General features: G+C 59.5%; 16 protein-coding genes and 3 pseudogenes. 10 read left to right on the forward strand and 9 right to left on the reverse strand.

Features of this window, described 5'->3' with window-relative positions; all coding sequences use genetic code 11:
- From DP107_RS16920 to DP107_RS16930, 3 genes are all read left to right on the forward strand, one after another.
- Positions 1–720 (forward strand): cyclase family protein (locus DP107_RS16920; protein WP_144263305.1); only part of this gene is annotated, 720 nt, incomplete at its 5' end.
- A gap of 1,141 nt (positions 721–1,861) precedes the next feature.
- Entirely contained in the window at positions 1,862–2,149 is a 288-nt protein-coding gene (locus tag DP107_RS20555) for a YhjD/YihY/BrkB family envelope integrity protein (protein ID WP_202877439.1), read from the forward strand.
- Between the two features lie 118 nt (positions 2,150–2,267).
- Positions 2,268–2,504 (forward strand): DUF4112 domain-containing protein, encoded by a 237-nt coding sequence (locus DP107_RS16930; protein ID WP_185977368.1) that lies wholly within the window; start codon positions 2,268–2,270, stop codon positions 2,502–2,504.
- A 613-nt stretch (positions 2,505–3,117) separates the two neighbouring features.
- Here the strand turns inward: DP107_RS16930 and DP107_RS21520 are convergent.
- Together DP107_RS21520 and DP107_RS16940 are read right to left on the reverse strand one after the other, a co-directional pair.
- Positions 3,118–3,339 (reverse strand): annotated as a pseudogene (locus DP107_RS21520) (GNAT family N-acetyltransferase); the annotation flags it as partial.
- Positions 3,340–3,351: 12 nt separating this feature from the next.
- Positions 3,352–3,657, reverse strand: coding sequence for a hypothetical protein (locus DP107_RS16940; RefSeq protein WP_144263307.1), 306 nt, complete (start codon positions 3,655–3,657; stop codon positions 3,352–3,354).
- Positions 3,658–4,587: 930 nt separating this feature from the next.
- Between DP107_RS16940 and DP107_RS16945 the strand changes: the two genes are divergently transcribed.
- Positions 4,588–6,087, forward strand: coding sequence for a cyclase family protein (locus DP107_RS16945; protein ID WP_238330921.1), 1,500 nt, complete (start codon positions 4,588–4,590; stop codon positions 6,085–6,087).
- Between the two features lie 473 nt (positions 6,088–6,560).
- Here the strand turns inward: DP107_RS16945 and DP107_RS16950 are convergent.
- Positions 6,561–6,719: pseudogene (locus tag DP107_RS16950) on the reverse strand (IS630 family transposase); the annotation flags it as partial.
- 378 nt (positions 6,720–7,097) lie between these two features.
- Here DP107_RS16950 and DP107_RS16955 point away from each other — a divergent pair.
- Positions 7,098–7,958, forward strand: a pseudogene (locus DP107_RS16955) (PD-(D/E)XK nuclease family protein); the annotation flags it as partial.
- Between the two features lie 585 nt (positions 7,959–8,543).
- Here the strand turns inward: DP107_RS16955 and DP107_RS16965 are convergent.
- Positions 8,544–9,131: a carboxymuconolactone decarboxylase family protein gene (locus DP107_RS16965; protein WP_144263309.1), complete on the reverse strand. Its 588-nt coding sequence runs from the start codon at positions 9,129–9,131 to the stop codon at positions 8,544–8,546.
- A gap of 392 nt (positions 9,132–9,523) precedes the next feature.
- Between DP107_RS16965 and rdfA the strand changes: the two genes are divergently transcribed.
- The 4 genes from rdfA (at position 9,524) to DP107_RS16985 (ending at position 14,069) form a co-directional block, all read left to right on the forward strand.
- Positions 9,524–10,105 (forward strand): rod-determining factor RdfA, encoded by a 582-nt coding sequence (gene rdfA / locus DP107_RS16970; protein ID WP_144263310.1) that lies wholly within the window; start codon positions 9,524–9,526, stop codon positions 10,103–10,105.
- Positions 10,106–10,115: 10 nt separating this feature from the next.
- Positions 10,116–11,966, forward strand: a complete 1,851-nt coding sequence (locus DP107_RS16975) for an archaea-specific SMC-related protein (RefSeq protein WP_144263311.1) — start codon at positions 10,116–10,118, stop codon at positions 11,964–11,966.
- 672 nt (positions 11,967–12,638) lie between these two features.
- On the forward strand, positions 12,639–13,709 hold the full coding sequence (locus DP107_RS16980) for an amidohydrolase family protein (RefSeq protein ID WP_185977369.1): 1,071 nt from the start codon (positions 12,639–12,641) through the stop codon (positions 13,707–13,709).
- A gap of 3 nt (positions 13,710–13,712) precedes the next feature.
- Positions 13,713–14,069, forward strand: a complete 357-nt coding sequence (locus tag DP107_RS16985) for a metal-sulfur cluster assembly factor (protein WP_144263313.1) — start codon at positions 13,713–13,715, stop codon at positions 14,067–14,069.
- A gap of 301 nt (positions 14,070–14,370) precedes the next feature.
- On the opposite strand, the gene DP107_RS16990 is transcribed toward DP107_RS16985, so the two are convergent.
- From DP107_RS16990 to DP107_RS17010, 5 genes are all read right to left on the reverse strand, one after another.
- Positions 14,371–16,071, reverse strand: a complete 1,701-nt coding sequence (locus DP107_RS16990) for an acyl-CoA synthetase (RefSeq protein ID WP_144263314.1) — start codon at positions 16,069–16,071, stop codon at positions 14,371–14,373.
- A 158-nt stretch (positions 16,072–16,229) separates the two neighbouring features.
- Positions 16,230–17,108 carry a 3-hydroxyacyl-CoA dehydrogenase family protein gene (locus DP107_RS16995; protein ID WP_144263315.1) on the reverse strand — a complete coding sequence of 293 codons (879 nt, stop codon included), beginning with the start codon at positions 17,106–17,108 and terminating at the stop codon, positions 16,230–16,232.
- A gap of 65 nt (positions 17,109–17,173) precedes the next feature.
- On the reverse strand, positions 17,174–17,566 hold the full coding sequence (locus tag DP107_RS17000; protein ID WP_144263316.1) for a Zn-ribbon domain-containing OB-fold protein: 393 nt from the start codon (positions 17,564–17,566) through the stop codon (positions 17,174–17,176).
- Positions 17,563–18,729, reverse strand: a complete 1,167-nt coding sequence (locus DP107_RS17005; RefSeq protein WP_144263317.1) for a thiolase domain-containing protein — start codon at positions 18,727–18,729, stop codon at positions 17,563–17,565. The genes DP107_RS17000 and DP107_RS17005 overlap by 4 nt, the downstream gene beginning before the upstream one ends.
- An 84-nt stretch (positions 18,730–18,813) precedes the next feature.
- A complete protein-coding gene (locus tag DP107_RS17010) occupies positions 18,814–19,584 on the reverse strand; it encodes an SDR family oxidoreductase (RefSeq protein WP_144263318.1) in 771 nt (256 codons plus the stop codon).
- Between the two features lie 227 nt (positions 19,585–19,811).
- Here DP107_RS17010 and DP107_RS17015 point away from each other — a divergent pair, with 227 nt between their 5' ends.
- Complete coding sequence (locus tag DP107_RS17015) at positions 19,812–21,149, forward strand: ABC transporter substrate-binding protein (RefSeq protein WP_185977370.1); 1,338 nt, start codon at positions 19,812–19,814, stop codon at positions 21,147–21,149.
- Positions 21,150–21,154 lie beyond the last annotated feature (5 nt).

The raw sequence follows: 21,154 nt of genomic DNA on the forward strand, positions 1-21,154 counted from the left end.
GGCAAGACGCTCAACGACCTGCTCGTTCCTCAATCTGCGCTAACTAGACAGTGCCTTACACAGACATTTCACTCGGAAGTCCCACATTCCCCGTCGCTTCCCTCACCCGTACTAGAGACTATGTCGACCGTTGAGGAGGATGGGAGGCACGTCCAGCACTACGGCGCTCCTACCCACGTCGGGACCCATGTCGATGCACCGCTGCATTTCGTCGCTGGCGGCACAACTATCGACGATATTCCACTGAGTCGGTTCGCCGGTCCGGCCGTCGTGCTGAACCTGCAGCGGAGTGAATCGGAAGAAATCCCCCTCAGGGATGTTGAGCGGGCCGCGGAGGCCGCCGGCGGTATCGTGGCCGGCGACATCGTTCTCGTCAGAACCGGCTGGGGGGAGTGCTTCGATGACGAGGAAACATACCAGCGCTACCCCTGGCTGGGTCCCGATGTCGCGGAGTGGTTGTTGGAGCGTGATATCCGAATGCTAGCAGTAGACACCATCAGCCCGGACCGACCGCGGGCGATACGTCCCGACGGCTGGAGCGACTACCCACACCACCGGACGCTCCTGCCGGAGGGTGTACTCATTGCCGAGCACCTTTATTTAGAGGAGGTAGCGAACGCGGGACGGGGATTGGAGGTAATGTGCTTCCCGCTGAAGCTTCAGGACGGGGATGGCGCCCCCGCACGGTTCGTGGCACAAGCGCAATCAACAGAGCAGTGAACACGCTGGGCGGGAGACGGTCCGTAGGTCCATTCACCAGACGTGTATTGAATTCCTCTGCAGGGCCTATCATATCCGACTCTTTACTGAAGTAACGAGCACATATTTTCCCTGTCTATTCAATTTAAACTAAATCTTCTAATTTTGACATAACTGGATGCTCGCCCCCGATTAATCGTGAGAGGATTTATAAATCCCAGAGGTGATTAGCAATTCAAACAGATGCAGTAGCGGATAACCGTCGAATCAATACCTGTTGATAGCCAAATGAATGGGCACTCCCGTATCTGAGAGTGGCATAACGAGTGGATCTGCTGTCTGTTGGCTCGGCGCTACCCCGACCGGTACGGCGACGTGTCGAACCGACATATCGGGCGGGTATCGGTCGGCTATTATGAACGGAACCTGTATTATCGGCCACACGGTCGACAGACATCTGGACACCCCGGGCTGGGTCGAGTGACGGCCGCAGTGAGCCCGCCGTTCACCGAATAATGACGGCTCATCATAACTCCCTCTTTGGAGGCCAGAATTACACAAGAATACGCGTCGGGTAAGCGACTGTCGGGGACGACGAACCCTTGTGTGCGGAGCAACCGATGAGCAGCAGTACGTGGAACAGTCAGCACGTTCCGGCTCCACTGCGGGGTCCCGCCTCTCTCGTCTACACCGTTGTCGTCTTGACAGCGGACCGCGACCTGACGTATTTAGCCGCAGCCACCGCCTTCTACACGTTCGCTTGAATAGTTCCACTGATACTGTTGACCGTGGCGATGGTGTCGTTCGTCGGCGGAGAGGCACTGACGGCGCACGTGATGGCGATACTCAGCCAACACCCCCCGTCCGCGAGTCAGGAGGGCCTGACGGGGGCGCTCTCGGATACGTCCAACTGAGGGGCCGCGTCCATCGTCTGATTCCTCGCGCTGTCCTGGGGTAGCTTGAAATTGTCCCGTGGGCTTGACCTCACGTTCGACGAAATCTATACCGACGATGTGCACACGTCCTTGCCCGTTCAACTCCGGAACGCCTCCGTGGTGCTGCTCGGAATCACGCTTGCCGTCGGGCTGGTTGTCGCAACCAGCGTTGTACTGTCGCTCATATTCTCGGACCTTCCGTTCGTCACTGCTCTCAGTTTGTCCTGTTGAGCGCTGTACTCGGGCTTGCCTTCCTGCCGATATACTACGTACTCCCGCCGGTCGACGTGTCGATACGGGAGGTGCTTCCGGGAGTAGCCGTCGCTGCCGCAGGATGGGTGACTCTTCAGCTCAGGTTTCGGTTCTATGCGGGCAACGCGTCCAGCTACGCGGCATACAGGATGATCGGGGCGATGTTCCTGTTCGTCACATGCCTATACTTCGACAGTGTCGTCATCCTGCTCCGTGGCGGCGTCAACGCCGCCCTCCGTAGGGCCAAGCTGAGAAGTGGATAGCCGCTCCCTGATGATGGCTCGGAATGCCAGAGTGCCTGATCTTCGGAACACCAGACAGGCGTGATACTGTGCGAACAGGGAAGGCAAGGTGAGGCACGCGGAGAAGATGTGCGCGGAAATGACGATTGAGATCGTGATACCGACATCCCTTGTTTGCTTCGACGCCCTACAGTCTAAGTTATTACATCCAGGGATGAAAGTCAGTGTCGGTGTCGATCCGCTGCTCGGCCCCCTCCCGGTCGCCGGCGAGATAGTCGGGGCCGGGATTTCGCTCTACATCGTCACCGAGGCCGCCAACTTAGGCGTCTCCTACACCACAGTGTTGCGGATGATCGCCATATCAGCATTGACCTGACCGGTGGATCGACCCCCTACATCAGCACGCTTTTTGACTCGTTCTGGAAGACGATAGACAAAAGCCGAGCACGCGCTCAAAGATTTTGCCGAGCGACGCCCCGAGAACGCGGACGATACCGAGGAGGAGACAGCCGTCATTATTCCAGTTTAGGCATATCAAGTGGCCACAGGAGGGGGACAGTCGAGGCTGGTATGCAAACTGACTTTTGTGGACCTACGCGCCCACGCCGACTCTATAACTATTCTAACGAGTTCCGCATCGAATGCGTCGGTCACCGGTATAGATAATATATCTGATAATTCGCTGTTCCGAAGTAGACAGAGTGTCGACTACGCTTCCTGTATGCGGTAGCCGTCATCTGGCGGCCGCCGAGTGAACCGGCTGGCGTGTGCCGGGAACGGAGGCGACAGCCCCTCGTAGGTCGAGACAGGTGATATGATTGTAGATACGGCCAGAGACGGCGTGAGTCACGGGGAGCGTGAGCAGTTGGTGACGTACTCGCTCTCTGTCGATTAGTCAGCAGGCGACGGCATATTCATTGGGTTCGACGATAACGGCCGTTCAATATGCTGAGTATACCTGTCGAGTCCAAGCACCCACTATGATTCGGCTACTGTTCTGCGCGAATCCGCTCAGTGAGCAGCGCGACGGAGTACTCCTCTCCGCCGATCGTCGAGTGCCCCCGTCCGCTCTGGTGAAGCCCGAACTGCTCGTAGAACTCCCCGCCCTCGGCCGCATTCGAGAGGACTCGCGCTCCGAGCGTTCGATCTTCGTGTGTGACTCGAACCCGCTCGACTAGTGCCGTACCGATTCCCTGCCCACGTGCTTCCGGGTGAACGTGAAGTCAGTCCATCGTCACTTCGCTTCCAACCGACGCCTTGACGAGCTCTTGTATATCTACACCCTCTTCGGCGACGAGCAACAGGCTGTTGAGGGCTTCCACGCAGGCAGTGAGCGCGGCTATGGAGAACTGGCCCTCGATGATGGCTTCGATAGTCCCGGACCGAGCGAGTACGAGGGTTCGTAGGACGACCAGCGATTTCCGCGATTCTCGCACAGTCCCCGGACGTGACAGTACGGATATCCACAGCCCGTCTTCATCTTCTGGAGGTGACAGCCCCTTACACCGTTCATTGTCGCTCACTGCCATATGCGGAACCTTGCAAGCCGAGTGAACTGCCGCACGTCGACGGATCTCATTCTTTTCGGATAATAGTAGCTTACTCACAACGAGAGATTTTTACCGAATCTTAATAGCCTCTGAACACGCTCCATCCTCCTGATAACCACTCTCACGTATCAATAACGAACTGTTTATATCCTGACCAGTCCAAGTTCAAATTGATAGCCAAGGTCAAGAAAGGTAGGGTGGCGGTACAATCTCACTCGCATTTAGCCGTACACGGAATAAGACGTTCAACTAGATATCATCCGTGGAGAAAATAACATATGAATAACACTATGCGTGGTATCCAGACGCTGCGAGCAGGGCAGTCGTTGGTAAGATCAATCTGAGCAATATTTCCGGGCGGGTATACTACACGGCCTGGGATTTCGTTACAGGTGTGGGCGGGCTCTCCCGTTCGAGATCCGCAATATTGAACGCGAAACGGGGGAGTGAGGCTGTCCAGTTGTCAGCCCGGGACTCGGTCCGAGCACGCCCTTAGAGGGTCTGACCGGTCACCTGAGCCGACACGGGCCGTCGAGACTAGCCGCGTACAAGCATGAGCCATAGGTGAATCGCCAGCCAATCATTCGGCGGTGGACGTGAGTAGAAATCGCGCTACCAACTACTGCTAGAGGGACGCTCTCGTAGCGGTGCCTGCCCATATGTCGGGAATGTGCTACCCGGGGCTGAGGTTTGGGCCAACGCCTTGCCGGCGGTTCGGTCGCACTCTGGACTGGCATTTATTTATTTTTACGGTGCTAAATATAGAAGCATCCCTCGGAGTATTGTGCCTAATTACCTATACACATGGATTTATACTTGCACGCTTGGACTAACAACTGATATATGGTTGACCACGACCATGCTCCAGACTGTGATTGCGGGGCGAACGGAACAAGTCGCCGTGGGTTCATGGCTGGCTGTGGCGCAGCGCTCGCGCTCACCATCGCTGGGGGTGAACTCGAAACGGCAACGGCGGCGCAGGGCGGTCCGCGGCCTATTGGCCCGCTTCTTGATGATATGCCCGACAACTGGGGTCGATTCGGCGATGACGACGAACTCGGTGCCATTAATTATCTAGGCGGGCGGGAAATCGCTGCTGGCATGACGGCGGTCACGGACTACAACTCTGAGAGTGCCGCCCGGTTTACACTTCAGGACCCGATTACCGGCAACGCAATCGACGCGCTCGTAAGCGACGTCGAGAACCCAACTACCGACACCGGTGACCCGATGTTCCCCGGTCGGTTTCCGGCTCGACGGACTAACTGGGCTGACGCGAGTGACGAGACTGGGTCGCTCGCTACCGCTCCCGCTGACGGTGGCATGGCCTTTGCCGACGACGCGTTCGCGACGCCGTTGTACATTCAGGGTGCGACCCACGCGGACGCACTTGGCCACGGTTGGTATGACGGTCAGCTGTACAACGGCTTCGACGCAGCGACAACACATACTCCGCGAGAATTTCAAGAGGGGGTGCGGGGAATCAACAACCTCAACGCGGTTCCCGGCGACCCCGAACTCGGCAGTGTAGAGATGACACATGGCCTCGGACGAGGCGACATCTCACAGGCCGCTGACGCCGGTGTCGTTGGTCGCGGTGTCCTCTTAGACGTAGGACGGCATATGGGAACAGAGGGTCCCAATGGAACCTGGCTCCCGCTGGACACGACCGGGGAGAACGAGGACGCTGCGATTACGCTTGCTGACCTCCAGGAAACCGCTGACGCTCAGGGCACCGAGATTCGCGAGCGTGATATCGTTCTGATCCGAACCGGCGCCATTGAACGCACGAAAGACACTGATGCCGAGTGGCACGCACTGGGAGAGCCAGGGCTGACATATAGTGATGCCTTGATCGAGTGGGCCCACAATATGCAGATTCCTTACATGGGTGCTGACAACCTCGCGGTTGAACAAATCACGCAGCAGGTTACTACGGACGACGTCGCCGACAACCGTGCGGACCTCACCGGAACGTACCTGCTCCCACTGCATGGCGCTTTTCTCCGTGATCTTGGACTCACTCTGAATGAAGTGATGGACCTCTCCGGATTGGCGGAACAGTGCGCCGAAGACGGAATCTACGAGTTCATGTTCTCGGGCGCCCCTCTACACGTTGAGATGGCGACCGGCGGCCCAATCAACCCAGTCGTTGTGAAGGCGACCGCGGAGGATATGACCGATAGTGAGACGAGCGATGACCCCGAACCGACTGAAACCGAGACCGAGACTGAGACAGAGGTCGACACTGATAATCAGACCGACACCGATGCCAGTGGGGAGACGGATACCGATACGGAGGCGACGGCGGCGTCAGGAGATGGGTTCGGAATCGCCGCAGCGGCTGCTGGCTTTGCTGGATTAGCCGGCGCCGCGGCGCGAGCACTGCGTGACGGGCCCGCGGAGTGACCGGATTGACAATCCCGGTTTAGACGGCTGGAGCCTGTCTCCGCGCTGCGCGCGACCTGCTTAGGTTTCTGTCTCCCTCTAATAATAAAGCCTGCTGGGATTACGGCAAGAGAGCCTCGATCGGAAACTCGCAGATAATGAACAGTAGTCCAGCGAGTATATACTGCACCGCTTCTCCCATGCCATCGTAGGATTCACAGAGCAGTTCCCGAACTTGGTTGCCGTGTTTGAGGAGCGGCAGCTGCGGTCGAACGGAGTATGATACGTATATGAACTAGTTGCACAGAGAACCTTTCCACAAGTTTGAGGCGTACGTCTCATATGAGCCAACGCGGAGGGAGATTCCCACGGACCGGTAGATACCTATGATAAATTGAACCCACATCTCAGCTGACTGCATAAAGACGTTCCGGTGGCTTGGGTCGTCGTGCGGCTTTACTAATTTGGTGTCAGCGCCGCCGCTGTTGTCAGGCCGTCCGCCGCTGAACGCCGTACCACTCGGTTAGCTCGGTCTGCGTTACACCGTTCTTGTACGCGATTGGCGCTAAGAGCCGTTGTGTCGGCCTCGCTCCGTCCACGTTGTCGAGAGCGTCTTGCAGTTCCTCGGCAGAGATCTCGTCGAGATAGTCCACTATCCTATGCAACAGTCCCTGAGCAAAATTCTTTAATGATTAGTATAGTTGTCTGCGTTCCCGATGAGCCGCTGTGTGTCGCTTTCATGTTTCAGGAAGCTCGATATGGTTCCCTCTCATCCCGGTATAGTCCTGAATTCTCTGTTTGGATCCCGCTTCGGATAATAGCTCCTGAATCCAGCGTCCTCCGCGTTAACCAACACCGGCCGTACTGATAGCGGTTGTTGGTTAAACCTGCACAACTGCCGTCCCGAACCTGACTACTCGGAGTATTAATGTTTAATCCCACGCTGAAAGAGGCACTCTATGAGCTATCCACGAACCCACGTCGACCACTACGAATCAATGCACCAAACTTGAAATATCGTGAACGCCCGTGAGCCAGATGACTTCGACGACGCCAGCCGATGGCGTGATTGGCTCCAGCCAATTCTGTTTGATAATCAAGAGCTAATCGCTGAGGCGGTCAACGAGGAGGCTACGAACGCTCGAATCGGTGATGCTTCATACACTATTCAGACGCCACCTCGGCCGGTTGAACGGCAGTCTGAGGCTCCGACTGAATAATTACCCCCTGCGATTACTGTCTCTTCTCCGCCGGAACCTCAGGCCGCCGTTCGCGTTGCCGCGACAACCCTCGTTAGTGCTGTTGTGAATGCCTCCGAGGACGGACATAGTCACACGTTGGAGGGTGGAACAGTTGGATTGAGCCCCACCACCTTCGGAACTGTTGTCCATCGGCTTAATGAGCTCCGTCCTCCACGGGATGAGTGGCCCTCGTTTATTCGTCAATTGAGTCGTATGGGGAGCGAGGAACCGACGGATGACGATCTCCAAGCGGCCGTGAGCCATGCCCAGGATGCGATCCGGTTCGTTGATGAAACTGAGGCGGACCTCCCACTCGAAGCGACCTATGACGAGTACTCAGTTGTCGCTCGTCTTGATGACTCCCGCATAGTGGGTGATATTGACCGTCTTCTGGTCACTCCTGATGCGTATCATATCATCGACTACAAGACAAACGATCTTTCGTCAACGACGACTGATACCCTCGCTGACCACTATCGGCCGCAAATGCTTGTCTACGCTCTCGCGCTCTTCCAGCACGATCCCGCCCGGCAGGTTCGTGCTTCACTCCGGTTTACCGATGTTGGGGTGGAAGAACGGTTTGAGTGGCAACGGAGTGAACTGACTAATATCGAATCTGAACTTCGCTCTATGTTGGAGCTCGTCTCCTGACCCACATTTATTGATTCTATCCTAGCTATTCTAGAGTAGTAAACTATTCTGGAATAGAATATAGCTTTAGGATAGAATACCATTCGGACTATTCACCACAGAGTTAAGTTGAGAGGGGTTGATACTGCTGAATAGTATGAGTGGCTCAGATAGCAAGAATAGCATAGATAGAACGAATAGCCCAAATAGCCCATATGATTCGGTACAAACCGATGGGTACTCTCGGGCTGTTTCGGTGTGTATGCTGAAGGGAGGCGTCGGCAAATCGACGCTTGTGGTCAACTTGCCCGACAACTGGCCGCAGATGAACACACGGTGACGACCGATGAAGTCGTCCGTGGCGGGGTGCAGGCCAGTAGTTGTGTAAGTCTAAAGAATACCGGGAGAACGAAGTCTGATGTAGCCGTAGACACCAGAGTTGCTTCGAGAACACATCTGTCCGGTATTCGGCATCAACCACTCCTCCAAGTGTGTCCGGCGGCTCCTCCGCGGGGAGTCTAAGACCAACTGAACACAAGCCAGCGATGGTCCGGCCATCCGACACTGGCGATCTCTGGGTTAGGTTGAGTTATTCAACTAATGAGGCTACTCTATTTTTGGCCGAGGGTTCTCCAGCGGATACTCCACGTCGTTGGGATACGCACTATCGTCGGTCGGCTGGAGTTCCAGGGCGATACAGAATCGGTCGAGACCTACTTCAAGACTACCAAACAACAGTAGCTCGATGATTTCGGCCTCGGTAAACACTTTCTGGAGGTTGTCGAATAGCTTGTCATGTATCCTGTGTGGGTCCTCCGAGAGTTGCTCGGCGAGTGAGACTGCAAGATACTCCCGACGGGTGAGCCCGTCCTCGTCGATGGTCCCGAACACCGCATCTTCTTTCGGCTTGACTGTGTCGCGGACATCAAGTGTACGAACGGTCGCACAGTACGCACACTGGTGAACTTCGGCGATTTTGAGGCGCATCAGTTCCAGCAACTCCGAATCGATGTGTTCCCCTCGCCCGAACGACTCGAACGTGGCAACGATGGTCTGGAATATTTCCGGACAATGTGCCATTGCGCCAAAGAATGCCGCGTCACCGTACCAACTCGTCTCGGCCTCTTCGAGACGCTCCCTGACGGTTGGGTCCTCGGTTTCCTCTGGTCGGATGATGTTGGGGCGTGCTGGCATACGGCAATATTTTGACCTCACCATCTAAAATATTTCCCAGATTTGCTTCGCCTCGCAACAAAAGATGGGCAGTTTCGGTCAACTTGCTCACGCATGATGAGGACAGGCCACTCTGACGGAATCATGAATTCGGAACCACTTGCAAAATAACAGAGCGGTTCGACAGTCCCGAACCGATACCAAATAACTGGGTAGTTCACGCCAAAACTCCGAAACCGACCATCTTATGAATTGTTCTATGACACCCTGTATGATGCAATTTTGATCCTCAATATCGGCCTCAGATATCCGTGGCCGTGGCCGCTCCTGTGGACTACTGACGCGCTATCCAGAGCCAACGACGCTGGCGGGAACCGCCACATGCATTAATCCAAATTTATAATCGAAGCCCGATGACCGAACACGGCTGCAAGGTTTGCCGAGTACTCGACGAGCGAGACATGGAGCGGTACGAAAGCCAGCTCGTCGACCAGTGGCAGGCCGAGACTCCCGAGCGCAAGGGATATCGGCAGCTTGCCGAGTGGCTTAACATCACCATGCTCCGGCGGGAGATGGACCGAGCGGGGCTATCGACGCTCGGGCAAGAGGCGGCGTCGAAATATGAACGGCTCCGCTCGGCGGATGACTCGGTTGCCGAGGAGGTGGCAGTCGGGCTCTCAAGTGCGGGGATCGGAGTTGAGCAGCTTCGGGACGACTTCGTCTCATACGGCGTGGTTCGCACGCACTTACAGGACTGTCTTGATCTTGAGTACACTGCCGAATCGGGGGAGTGGGAAGCCGAGACAATCGAGATGGCCCGTGAATACGCTAGAAAGAAAGTATCCGAAGCGGTCCGGTCACTATCCAACAAGGGCGGACTTGATGGGGGCGAACTTGTAGTGGATGTCTCCGTCGCTATCGAATGCGAAACCTGCCACGCTACCATTCCCATCGATCGGGCCGTACGACGGGGATATATATGCGACTGCGAGTAACTGAATTACCATGACGAAAATCACACTTGATATCGAGAATATCGGCGGCATCGACGACCTAACCGTAACATTTGATAAGGAGGTGGCTCTGATACAAGGACCAAACGCGGCTAACAAGACATCGCTTCTTCAAAGTGCTCTGTTCGCGCTCGGAAGCTCAACTGTCCCCATCAAGAACGGCGCCGACGAGGCGCGGGTGGCGCTCACTATCGGCGACCGGACGGTCAAGCGGACTGCCCACCGAACGGAAGGAGGGGTCCGGACCGGCGGCGAGACCTGGGTTGAGGACGAAGACGAACGTCTCCTACTTGAACGATTCGCGGCGCTCACGGAGACCAACCCGCTTCGGGCTGCCGTCAGCCGGGGACAGGAGATTGAATCCCTATTGAAGGAGCCGATGGATATTGACGCGCTAGAAGCCGAACGGGCCGAGAAGATGCAGCGCAAGCGGCAGTTTGAGTCTCGAATCGAGGAGTTGGCGGACATCGACGAGCGGCTCGCACAGCGCGAACAGGAGCTCGAGACGAAGCGTGAACGGGAGGGGGAGCTAGAGCGCAAACTGGACGAGCTCGAGACACGGCGCGAGGCGGCAGCTGATGCCACCGACGAGGACGATCGACTCACGGAGCTCCGCGACCGTCGAGCCGACCTCCGGTCGGAGAAGGCCGACACGCAGGGGCAGATCGGTCGGCTGGAGGACGCCATCGACCGGCTGGAGGAGCAGCTCTCGGATGTCGAGGACGACATCGAATCGACCGACGAGGTCGACGAGACGGATATCGAGGCGCTCAAGCAGGAGCGGGCCGAAATTCAATCCGAACTTGAGGGCGTGGAGGCCCGGCTTGACATCCTCCAGTCGGTGCTGACAACGAACCGGGAGATGCTCGACTCCGACTTCACCGGAATCCTGGGCTACGAGGCCGGCCTCACGGGCGACCAGTTCACCTGCTGGGCGTGTGGGTCGTCAGCCGAGCGGGCGGAGTTCGAAGCGACTGTCGGGGAACTGCAAGAACTCATCGAGCGGGACAAACAGCAGCTCCGCGACCGCGAGCCGGAACTCGACGAGCTTGACGAGCGCATCGAGACGGCCCGCCGCGCGCGCTCACGCAAACAGGAGCTAATTGAGAGGCGCCGGGAGCTTGAACAGCGACTCGAGGAGCGGCGCGATTCGCTCGACCAACAGCGTTCGCGGCTCGAGGAACTCCGGTCGGAACTGGGCTCGGTTGATGAGGCGGTCACCGAGCATGAGACCGAGCGGACCGCAGCCGACAGCGAGGTTGCGGAGCAGCTGGAGTCCACTCGGGTCGACCTCCGATCGCTCCGCCGCGAGCTCGACCGCCTCGAACGGACGTGCGAGGACCTCCGGGAGCAGCAACGAGAGTACGGGGAGAACCAAGAGCAGGTCGAGACACTGAAGGAGGAGATCGCCACCCTCACCGACCGGATCGAAAACTTGGAGAATGAACTACGGGAGAACTTCAACGCCGCGATGGACGACCTGCTGTCCGCGCTGAACTTCGAGCGACTGGAGCGTCTCTGGCTCGACGGCAACTTCGAGCTTGTCATCGCCCGCGAGGCTGAGGGGAGCATACGGACTGACACTATTGAGCATTTGGCCGAGAGCGAACGGGAAACAATCGGGCTCGTCCTCGGGCTGGCTGGCTTCGTCACGTATGACGTGAGCGAGGTGTCACCGGTGCTGGCCCTGGACTCGCTCGGCGCTTTCGACGGCAAGCGGACCGAGCGGCTGATCAACTACTTCGCAGACCGGGCGGATGTGCTGTTGGCCGCGGTCCACCCCACCGCAATCGAGGGAGAATCATACGAGCAGATCACGCTTGAGCGGCCATTGGCGGACTGATGATCACGTGAGCGGTGGGACGGCCCCTCCTACGACTGAGCGATTTGCACCTGACAAATGCTCGTGGCTGATCAACGAGTAATTGAACACCACTATTGAATAACTGGCCTCCGTGTGTCGCTACTGGGACCTCTACCTGGCTGCCGCATCTTAGAACGGTCGAACGCGATAGATCGGTTTGTCCCTTGATTGACAATATTGTGGAAGTTGCTCAGGTGACTTGTAATCCTCGGAAAGTGATTCGTGGGGGGCAAAATAATAACGCGCTTAGGATGTTATTGTGAGTCGTTCGTAGCGTGTATTTCCAACTGCATCTTTGATTTCGTGTGTAATGTGAGCGTGTCACAGGTCAGAGAGTGATAAAACAGATGTCGGTCCGCAGCCCCAGCAGCCAACATACCATCCATCGGCCATAGCTGACTGATGATAAATCTGCTCGGCCGCCACAAGCACCAGACCGATACCGTCACCTGAAATGATGTCGATGAGGTTTCGATTGGCAATCCGACATATCTGTTCCACCGTGCTTTGCTAACGGGTTGCTTTGTTCGAGCGAACGTCACCTTCTGTCCGATTTACTCGTAGGAGGTTGCGCGGAGATTGCTCCCTGCAAGTCTTGGGGGAATATTTATTACCTATTGCCCGTTTCATATGTACTGTGGCGCGATAACTATGTACAAGGATACGCTCATCGGCGACGGCGTAATGCACGCGTACAACAACAACCCCTCGAATGCCCGGAGCGATACTGCTGAGCAGGTCCTCGAGGATATCCACGGTCTCTCGACCGCTGCCTCAGCTCCCGGGACGGAGCACTCCGAAGAGCGCTGGTTCAGGAACTTCACTGCCGACGAAATCGAGGAGGCGGGCTTCCTCGAAAGCGATGTCGACTTCGGTGTGTACCACTCGACGCCGATCTTCGACTACTTCCACGACGGCTACTCTGCGCTCGGGTCTGGTGTCAAGATGCGGGACAACAATCCGGACCGGGTCAAGTTACTCGGGTGCGTTGACCCGCTGAGTTCGGATGCGACCGAAGAGATGGAGCGGCAGGTCAACGAGCTCGACGTCGACGGGTTCAAAATGTACCCGACGTTCTACCGCGACGGGAAGGTCCAAGAACTGAAAATGGACGACGACCTGTTGCCGCTGGTAGAGAAAGCACATGAGTTGGGTATCGGGCACATCGGCGTACACAAAGTGTTCCCCCTCGGCCCAGTCGGCCAGCACCACGTGGATGTCGGCGACGTCGCCGACATCGCCGGGCAGTACTCCGATATCAAGTTCGAGCTACTCCACACCGACCTCGCGTTCCTCGAGGAGATCAAGCTGATGTTGAACACCCACGACAACATCTACGCCAATCTGGAGTTCACCACTGCGTTCCTGTACTTCTCCCCCAAACGGTTCAGGGAGATCCTCGGGGAACTCCTCATGTGGGGTGGTCCGGAGAAGATCATCTGGTCGACCGGCGTTCCGCTGGTCCATCCACAGAGTCTGATCGAGGCGATGTGGGATCTCGAGTTCACGGAGGAAGAGCGTGAGGAGTACAACTACCCGGAACTGACCGACGATATCAAAGAGATGATCCTGGGTGAGAACCTCGCAAACCTGTACGGGTGGGACACGGACAAGCTCCGTTCGACGGTTCAAGACGACAAATGGAGTCAGCGGCGTCAGCAAGAGGGTAAGCCCGATCCGTGGTCCGGTATCGAAATGGACACCGTATCGGCGGACGACTGAACCATGCAGCAAACGTTCGAGGAAGAGGAGGTCGTCGAGCGGCTCGACGACGTGCTCGACCCATGCAGCTGCATGACCGATAACCCGGTCAGCATCGTCGAACTCGGACTCGTCAACGAGATCGAGCGAGAGAACGGGTCGGTCAGTATCGAACTGCTGCCGACGACGCCGATGTGCATGTACATGACACAGATTATCGACGAGGCCGAGGCCGAGGTCTCGAAAATCGACGATGTCAATACTGTCGATGTGTCCCAGAACGTCGAGGAGATGTGGCGGCCCGAGCGTATGGACGAGGAGCTGCAGCAGGCCAAAGACGAGGTCGGATCGCAGCTACAGGAGGCTCCGGACGCCCCGTAGTCACGAGTAGATTCAGTGGTTTAGGGCGGACCCCCCCTCGACGTCTTCTGACTGCCTATCCCAGGTCGCTACAGTCGGTAGTGTCGGCAATCTTCTTTCCGCTGAGTTGAGTCCCAAGTCCGATCCGATATCGAGATGGCTTCATCTTCGGCCCACGGGTTCCGGACGGAGTGCGCCCCGAACGCGTAGCGACCCTCAGCCGGTTGGTATCAGCATTCCAGTAGCGGGGTTGTACAGAGGGCGTCTCTCACTGTCGTGACCGGCTAGTACAGGTCTCGCCGGACGATACCGGTAGTTGTGTTTACCCCTCGGCTTGTCTATCCTCGAGGGCGGTGCGTCTGATTTTCCCGGTCGCAGTCCTCGGCAGTTCGTCGATGAACTCGACGTGGCGCGGGTACTCGTACTTGGCGAGCCGGTCCTTGACGTGCTGCTGAAGTTCATCGACCAGCGAGTCCGAAGGCTCGACCTCCGCCGCGAGTGTCACGTACGCCTTCGGGACCTCGCCGCGCTCGTCGTCCGTGACGCCGATGACGCCGGCGTCAGCGACCGCGTCGTGCCCCGCAAGGCTGTCCTCGATTTCCTCGGGGCCAATACGGTAACCCGAGGAGATGATGACATCGTCTTTTCGGCTGACGAACTCGAGGTAGCCATCCTCGTCGACCGTCCCCAAGTCCTCCGTCAGGAGCCACCCGTTCCGAACTTTCCTGTTGGTCTTCTCGGGCTTGTTCCAGTACTGCTTGAAACAGACCGGGTTCCCCTCGTACCGGACGCCGATCTCGCCGACCTCGCCGGGTTCGACGGTCGGTTCGGCGGTGTCGGGGTCGAGGATGCGAACCTCCTGCCCCGGGGCCGCCTTGCCGATTTTCCCCGGCCGGTGGGCGTCGAGCGGCATACAGCCGCCAACGAGCATGTTCGCCTCGGTCTGTCCGTACCCCTCGTGGATGTCCGCCCCCGCGAACGTGTCCTTCACCCAGTCGACGATCGTCTGGCCGAGTGACTCACCGCCGCTGGTGATTGTCCTGACACTGCTCAGGTCGTGCGCCTCGGCCGCCTCCTCGTTCTGCATCATCATCCGGAGCGCGGTCGGCGGGATCCAGTAGTTGGTGATGCCGTACTCCTCAACGAGTCCGAACACGTCCTCGCCCTCGAACTGGTCGTTCCAGCCAACCGTCGGCTTCCCGTAGTACATCGCAGGCAGGACGACGATTCCCAGCCCACCCATCCACGTCCACGACGCCGGCGTCCAGTAGACATCGTTGTCAGTCAGCTCCAAGCTGGTGAACCACATCGAGAACAGCGGGAGGTGGCCGAGATGCATCCGGTGGGCGTGCCGGACCCCCTTCGGGTCGCCAGTCGTCCCGCTGGTGTAGAAGATTGTCAGGTCGTCCTCGGCGTTCGTGGTCACGGTTTCGAACTCGTCGGAGTAGCCCTCAAGCGTGTCCCAGAAGTCCGTCTCGCCGTCGGCGGGCGCCACGTCGCCGACGGTGAGCACTGTCCCGAGGTCGTCGAGGTCATCCGCCACGGAGCGGTAGACATCGATCGTCGACTCGTCGATGAGACAGGCCGATGCCCCGGAGTCATCCAGACGGTACCGCAGCCCCTCAGTCCCGAACAGCGTGCTCAGCGGGACCGAAACCGCACCGAGCTTCCACGCCGCGACGTGCCCGATGACGGACTCGGCCTTCTGTGGGACGTTCACCCCGATTCGATCTCCACGCCCGATTCCCTGGCTCTCGAAGTAGTTCGCGAGGCGGTTGGCAGCCGTTTGTATCTCGCCGAACGTGTACTCCCCCTTTCCCCGCTGGTCGTCCTTGATGTAGAGCGCGGTCCGGTCCGGGTCCGCCTCCGCCCACCGGTCGCAAATATACGTCGCGATATTGAACTCGTCGGGAATCTCCCACTCAAAGGACTCGACCAGTTGGTCGTAGCTCTCCCAATCGCCTTCATCGAGGTGGTACGCGTCCAGTTTGGGTGTCTCGGGTGTCGTTGGTACGTCGCTCATGTGTTGTCGTGTCCCTCGGATGGAGGTGTGTTGCCACTCAATTAAATATACTGCCCCGATGGGGGGTGCCGAACCGGGCACTCGTCGGCTGACTGCGGGTCGCGGAATACGACGTCCGCAGGCCGGGACCGCTGCCTCCGCGCTCGTCTACCCCGTCATCACCGCCCGTCGCCGCTGATTCCGACGATTTCGCCGTCCTCCCAGACGTAGAACCCCTCGCCGGTCTTCTGCCCGAGCTTGCCGGCCCGGTACTTGCGCCTGAGCAACTGTGGCGGTCGGAACCGTTCGCCGAGCTCCTCGGTCAGGTACTCGAGCACGCCGACGTTGACATCCACACCAGTGTGGTCGATGAGCTCTATCGGGCCCATCGGCATATTGAATCCGATGCGGAACGTTCGGTCGATGTCTTCGACGCTGGCGACCCCTTGCTGGACCATCACGACGGCCTCCCGGCTGAACATGGCGCTGAGCCGCGAGGAGGCGAATCCGGGGAAGTCCTGAATGGTCGTCGCGGTCTTTCCCAGTTCGTCGACGTAGTCGTGGGCGAACGCCTCCGTCTCCGCAGAGGTCTGCTCGGCGACGATCACCTCGACGAGGGGCAAGATATGAGTCGGATTGAAGAAGTGGAGCCCCACTACCCGCCCGGCGTGCTCTAGTTCCCCAGCAAGTTCCGTCACCGAGAGCGAGGAGGTGTTGGTCCCGATGACGGCCTCTGCGGGGGCCGCGGCCTCGATGTCCCTGAAAATGCTCTTTTTTAGGCCCATGTCCTCTGGCACCGCCTCGATGATGAGGTCGGCGTCGGAGACCGCGGCGTCGAGGTCGGTGGCTCCCTGAATCCGGTCGAGAGTCGCCCCTATTTCTTCCTCTGTGGCTTTGTTCCGCTCAACCGCGCCCTCGAGGTTCTCCTCAATGGCCTGGATACCCTGTTCGACGATGTCGGGATCGATGTCCCGAAGCGTGACGTTGTGGCCGGCGCTGGCGTTGACTTGGGCGATTCCGTGGCCCATGGTCCCAGCACCGAGTACTCCGATGTTCATGAGAGGTACCTCATTCGCTCCTCGACCCCGGTGATAATATAATTTGAGACAGCGGTGACCGCTGTTCAGTCGTCGGCCGGGCCAAACAGCGGGGCCGGCGAATCGTCCTGCTCGACGGTGCCGCGGAACGCTACCGCATCGCCCACGGCGGCATCGCCGTCGATATGTGCCATGATTCTGGCGTCGCCGATGTCGATCAGCGCCACGCCGTAGGGCTCCGCGTCGGAGAACGCGGCGGGAGCGACGAAGACTGTCGTCTCTGCATACACCGTCCCCTCGGTTTGCAGTTCGATGACCGCGGTGTCCTGCGAGCCACAGCGGGCACACGCTGCCTTGGGCGCGGCCGTGACGTGGTCGCAGTCGGCACAGCGCTCGCCTAAGAGAACATCCTCCCGGAGGGCGGCGCTCCAGGCTCGGTGAGTCAGTTCACCGTCTTCGAGATAGGTCTCGACGCTCATGCTCGCTCCTCCATGGTGGTGACGAAGGCCGAGCCGGTGTCGCCCCCGAGGTTGTGCGCGAGTCCGACCGAGGGGGATTCGACCTGTCGGTCGCCGGCCTCGTCCCGGAGCTGTTCGGTGAGTTCGACGATCTGTGCGGTGCCGGTGGCGCCGATGGGGTGACCCTTGGCCTTCAGCCCGCCGCTCGGGTTGACCGGGATGTCACCACCGAGCGCGGTCCGGCCCGCCGCGGCAGCCGGACCGCCCTCCCCGTCCTCGACGAAGCCGAGTGCCTCCGTTGCGAGCACCTCCGCACCCGTGAAGCAGTCGTGGACCTCGCAGAAGTCCACCTCACCGGCGGTGATGCCGGCCTGGTCGTAGGCCCGTTCGGCGGCGTCACGGGCCGCCTGCGTCGCCAGTGGGTCCGCCTTGTCCGAGACAGGGACGAGGTCGGTTCCGTGACCGAGGCCGGTCACGTCGACCGGCGCGTCGAACGAGTCCGCGTACTCGTCGGAGACGACGACCGCGGCGCTCCCACCGTCCGAGAACGGACAGCAATCCATCAGGTGGAACGGGTCGACCACGAGCGGCGAGTCCAGCACCGCCTCGATCGACGTGTCCTTGCCGAAGTGGGCGCGCGGATTGTGCGTCCCGTGCGCGTGGTTTTTGACGGCGATTTCGGCGAGTTGCTCCTCCGTCGTCCCGTACTGCTCCATGTGGCGTTTGGTCATGAGCGCGAACACGCCCGGGAACGTGATGCCGGTCGGCTGCTCGTACTGGCGGTCCGCGGCGCTGACGAAGATGCGGGTCATCTCCGGGGTGTCGATCCCCGTGACCGGGGTGCACTTCTCGACACCGCCGACCAGGACCACGTCGTGGATGCCGTTCTCGACGGCCTGGACCGCGTGTTTGAACGCGTTCGTTGAGGTCGCGCAGGCGTCCTCGAACCGCTGTGCCGGGATGCGGCCGAACCCGGTGTGTGTTGCCACCTTCGGTGCCAGGTGGGTGTCGTTCTCCGTCATCCCGCCGAGGGTGTTACCGAAGTAGAGCGCGTCTACGTCCCCGCGCCCGACGCCCGCGTCGTCGAGTGCCGGGAGCGCCGCCTCGGCGAACAGCTCGGCGAGTGTGATGTCGTGGGTTCCGAATTTCGTCATACCGACCCCTACGACGCTCGCTCGTGTCATGCGCCTAACTGTAGAGGGACTTTGATAATAAAGACTGGTACTCGCCGACAGCCCTCGTTCCCGGCTCGACGGGGGTCGCGTTGTTCAGACGGTTGAGACGTTGCCGCCGTCGACAACCAGCGACTCGCCGTTGATGTAATCTGCGAGGTCGCTCGCGAGGTAGACGGCGGCGCCGGCCACGTCCTCCGGACGACCGAGACGACCCTGTGGAACGCGCTCCTCGAGCGCCTCCCGCGCGTCACCTCCGGCGAGCGCGACGTCCTCGGTGAGCATCGCAGTCTCGATGTAGCCGGGGTGGATGGCGTTCACGCGGACGCCTTCGGGACCGAGTTCGGCGGCTAGCGAGTATGTCAGCAGTCGGACGCCACCCTTCGAGGCGCAGTAGGTGGCGTTGTTCGTCGCGCCATGGATGCCGGCGACGCTGGAGAGGTTGATGATACAGCCCTCACCCTCCTCGACCATGACCTCGGCAGCAGCCTGCGCACCGAAAAAAACACCCTTGAGGTTCACATTCAGCACTTGCTCGAATTCCGCCTCCGTGATTTCGAGGAATGGGGTTTCTCGGATTATCCCCGCATTGTTGACCATGATATCGATTCCACCGAACACATCAGCAGCGGCCACCGCCGCTCGGAGGTCCTCGCTGGCGGACACGTCACACTCGACGAACGTCGCCCGCGTATCGGTCTCCGTTCGAACCCGCTCGTCGGTCGGTTCGCCACCGGTCCGTGGCTCACGCTGGAGGTCGGCGATGACCACGTCCGCGCCGTGCTCGGCGAACGCAAGGGCGATTGCGCGCCCGTTCCCACTGGCGCCGCCGGTCACGACGGCGGTGCTGTCGGTTAGGAGCGACATACCCGGTCGACGCGGGAAGCCCACATCAAGCTACCCCTGGCTGGGGTTCGTACCCCTCCCTGACGACGAGGGCGTGGCGCTACGGTGTACGTCCCTGATGGCTCGTTGGCAAGATTTATTAGCTCATGACATGGCTATATGTCCGTGGTATAATAGCACGGCCGGAGAGCCCCACTGTGGGGCGGCGGTGGTTCGGTACCCGGAGTGCTATTCAACTAGTGATTGCCATGAACGATACGCACGAGAGCAACGACGGAGCGCAGGGAGAGCCGACCGGCAACGGAGTGAACCGACGATGGTTCCTTGGGAGCGCGGCGACCACAGCGGCGGTCGGCCTCGCCGGTTGCACGAACACCGACGACGGCGGCGACGGCAGTGATGGCAGCGACGGTGATGGGGGAGACGGTACTGACGGTGGTGACGGCAGCAGCGGTGGCGACGGCGGGTCCTCGGACCCGCTGCTGATTGGAGGGCTGTTCCCGACGAGCGGCCCGTACGCGTCGGCCGGCCAGGGAATGCGGCAAGCGTTCGAACTCGCAGTCGGGCGATTCGAGGACGGTGTCGGCGGGCGGGAGATTGAGACGATCGTCCGCGACACGGCAACCGCCCCGGACACGGCGGTCAACGAGGCGACCAGCCTGATCAACGAGGAGGGAATTGACCTCATTGTCGGCGGGTTCAGCAGTTCCGTCTGCTTGGTCCTGCAGGACCTCGCCGGTCGCGAAGAGATTCCGTACTTCGCGGGCGGAGGCTCCACGTTGAAGGCCAATGGCGAGAGCTGCAACGCTCACTCTTACTACGCGTACGCGAGCGGCTGGCAGTTCTCCGGCGCCGGCGTCACCGCCTACGAGCGGGATATCCTCGACAGCCTGTTCTTTATCCAGGCCGACTACGCCGGAGGGGAGGGCGTTTATGAGGGTGTCACCTCGGTTATGGAGAGCGAGACGGACGCCGATATGATGGGGCGCGTGCTCGCGCCACTCGGTGCGGACGACTATAGCACACAGATCAGCAAGGCCCGCGATAGCGGGGCTGACGCCGTCTGGGCTGCGACTGTCGGCGCCGACAGTATCAAGCTCGTTAAACAGGCCGTTTCCGCAGGCCTCACCGACGAGATGGAGATACTGGTCGGGGTTGTTGGCAACTCGGTCGGGGAGGCGCTTTCGGACGAGGAGCTCGGCAGCATCTACGGCGGCGCGAACTTCTACTGGACTGCTGAAGGCTCCGGCGATTTCAGCGATGAGTTTAGAAACGATGTCGGAAACCCACCGGAGTGGTGGGCCGCCTCGGCGTTCGACGCGACCATGGAGGCATTGACCGCGGTGGACGAGAACGACGGCTCGGTCGCGAACGCTGACATCCGGCCGTACATCGAGGAGCGGGAGTTCTCCTGGAGCCGCCCGGACACCTCGTGGCGGTCTTGTGACCACCGAGCGGTCCAACCCTACTACCTGTTGGAGGGCAACCCAAGCGGTAGCGACTCCGGAGAGTACTGGAGCATCATCGACGACACCGGCGGCGAGGCGATTATGCGCTCCTGCGAGAATACAGGTTGCGGCCTCTAATCGCC

The sequence above is a fragment of the Haloglomus irregulare genome, from assembly GCF_007421925.1.
In the GTDB taxonomy this organism is placed as follows: Archaea; Halobacteriota; Halobacteria; order Halobacteriales; family Haloarculaceae; genus Haloglomus; species Haloglomus irregulare.

Bases quoted from the DNA above. Each gene is read 5' to 3' on its own strand.
- DP107_RS17005 (WP_144263317.1), bottom strand. From the start codon at position 18,729: ATGACACGAGCGAGCGTCGTAGGGGTCGGTATGACGAAATTCGGAACC.
- DP107_RS17000 (WP_144263316.1), bottom strand. From the start codon at position 17,566: ATGAGCGTCGAGACCTATCTCGAAGACGGTGAACTGACTCACCGAGCC.
- DP107_RS16980 (WP_185977369.1), top strand. From the start codon at position 12,639: ATGTACAAGGATACGCTCATCGGCGACGGCGTAATGCACGCGTACAAC.
- DP107_RS16995 (WP_144263315.1), bottom strand. From the start codon at position 17,108: ATGAACATCGGAGTACTCGGTGCTGGGACCATGGGCCACGGAATCGCC.
- DP107_RS16940 (WP_144263307.1), bottom strand. From the start codon at position 3,657: ATGGCAGTGAGCGACAATGAACGGTGTAAGGGGCTGTCACCTCCAGAA.
- DP107_RS16930 (WP_185977368.1), top strand. From the start codon at position 2,268: ATGACGATTGAGATCGTGATACCGACATCCCTTGTTTGCTTCGACGCC.
- DP107_RS17010 (WP_144263318.1), bottom strand. From the start codon at position 19,584: ATGTCGCTCCTAACCGACAGCACCGCCGTCGTGACCGGCGGCGCCAGT.
- DP107_RS16985 (WP_144263313.1), top strand. From the start codon at position 13,713: ATGCAGCAAACGTTCGAGGAAGAGGAGGTCGTCGAGCGGCTCGACGAC.
- DP107_RS16975 (WP_144263311.1), top strand. From the start codon at position 10,116: ATGACGAAAATCACACTTGATATCGAGAATATCGGCGGCATCGACGAC.
- DP107_RS16990 (WP_144263314.1), bottom strand. From the start codon at position 16,071: ATGAGCGACGTACCAACGACACCCGAGACACCCAAACTGGACGCGTAC.
- DP107_RS16945 (WP_238330921.1), top strand. From the start codon at position 4,588: ATGGCTGGCTGTGGCGCAGCGCTCGCGCTCACCATCGCTGGGGGTGAA.
- rdfA (WP_144263310.1), top strand. From the start codon at position 9,524: ATGACCGAACACGGCTGCAAGGTTTGCCGAGTACTCGACGAGCGAGAC.
- DP107_RS17015 (WP_185977370.1), top strand. From the start codon at position 19,812: ATGAACGATACGCACGAGAGCAACGACGGAGCGCAGGGAGAGCCGACC.
- DP107_RS16965 (WP_144263309.1), bottom strand. From the start codon at position 9,131: ATGCCAGCACGCCCCAACATCATCCGACCAGAGGAAACCGAGGACCCA.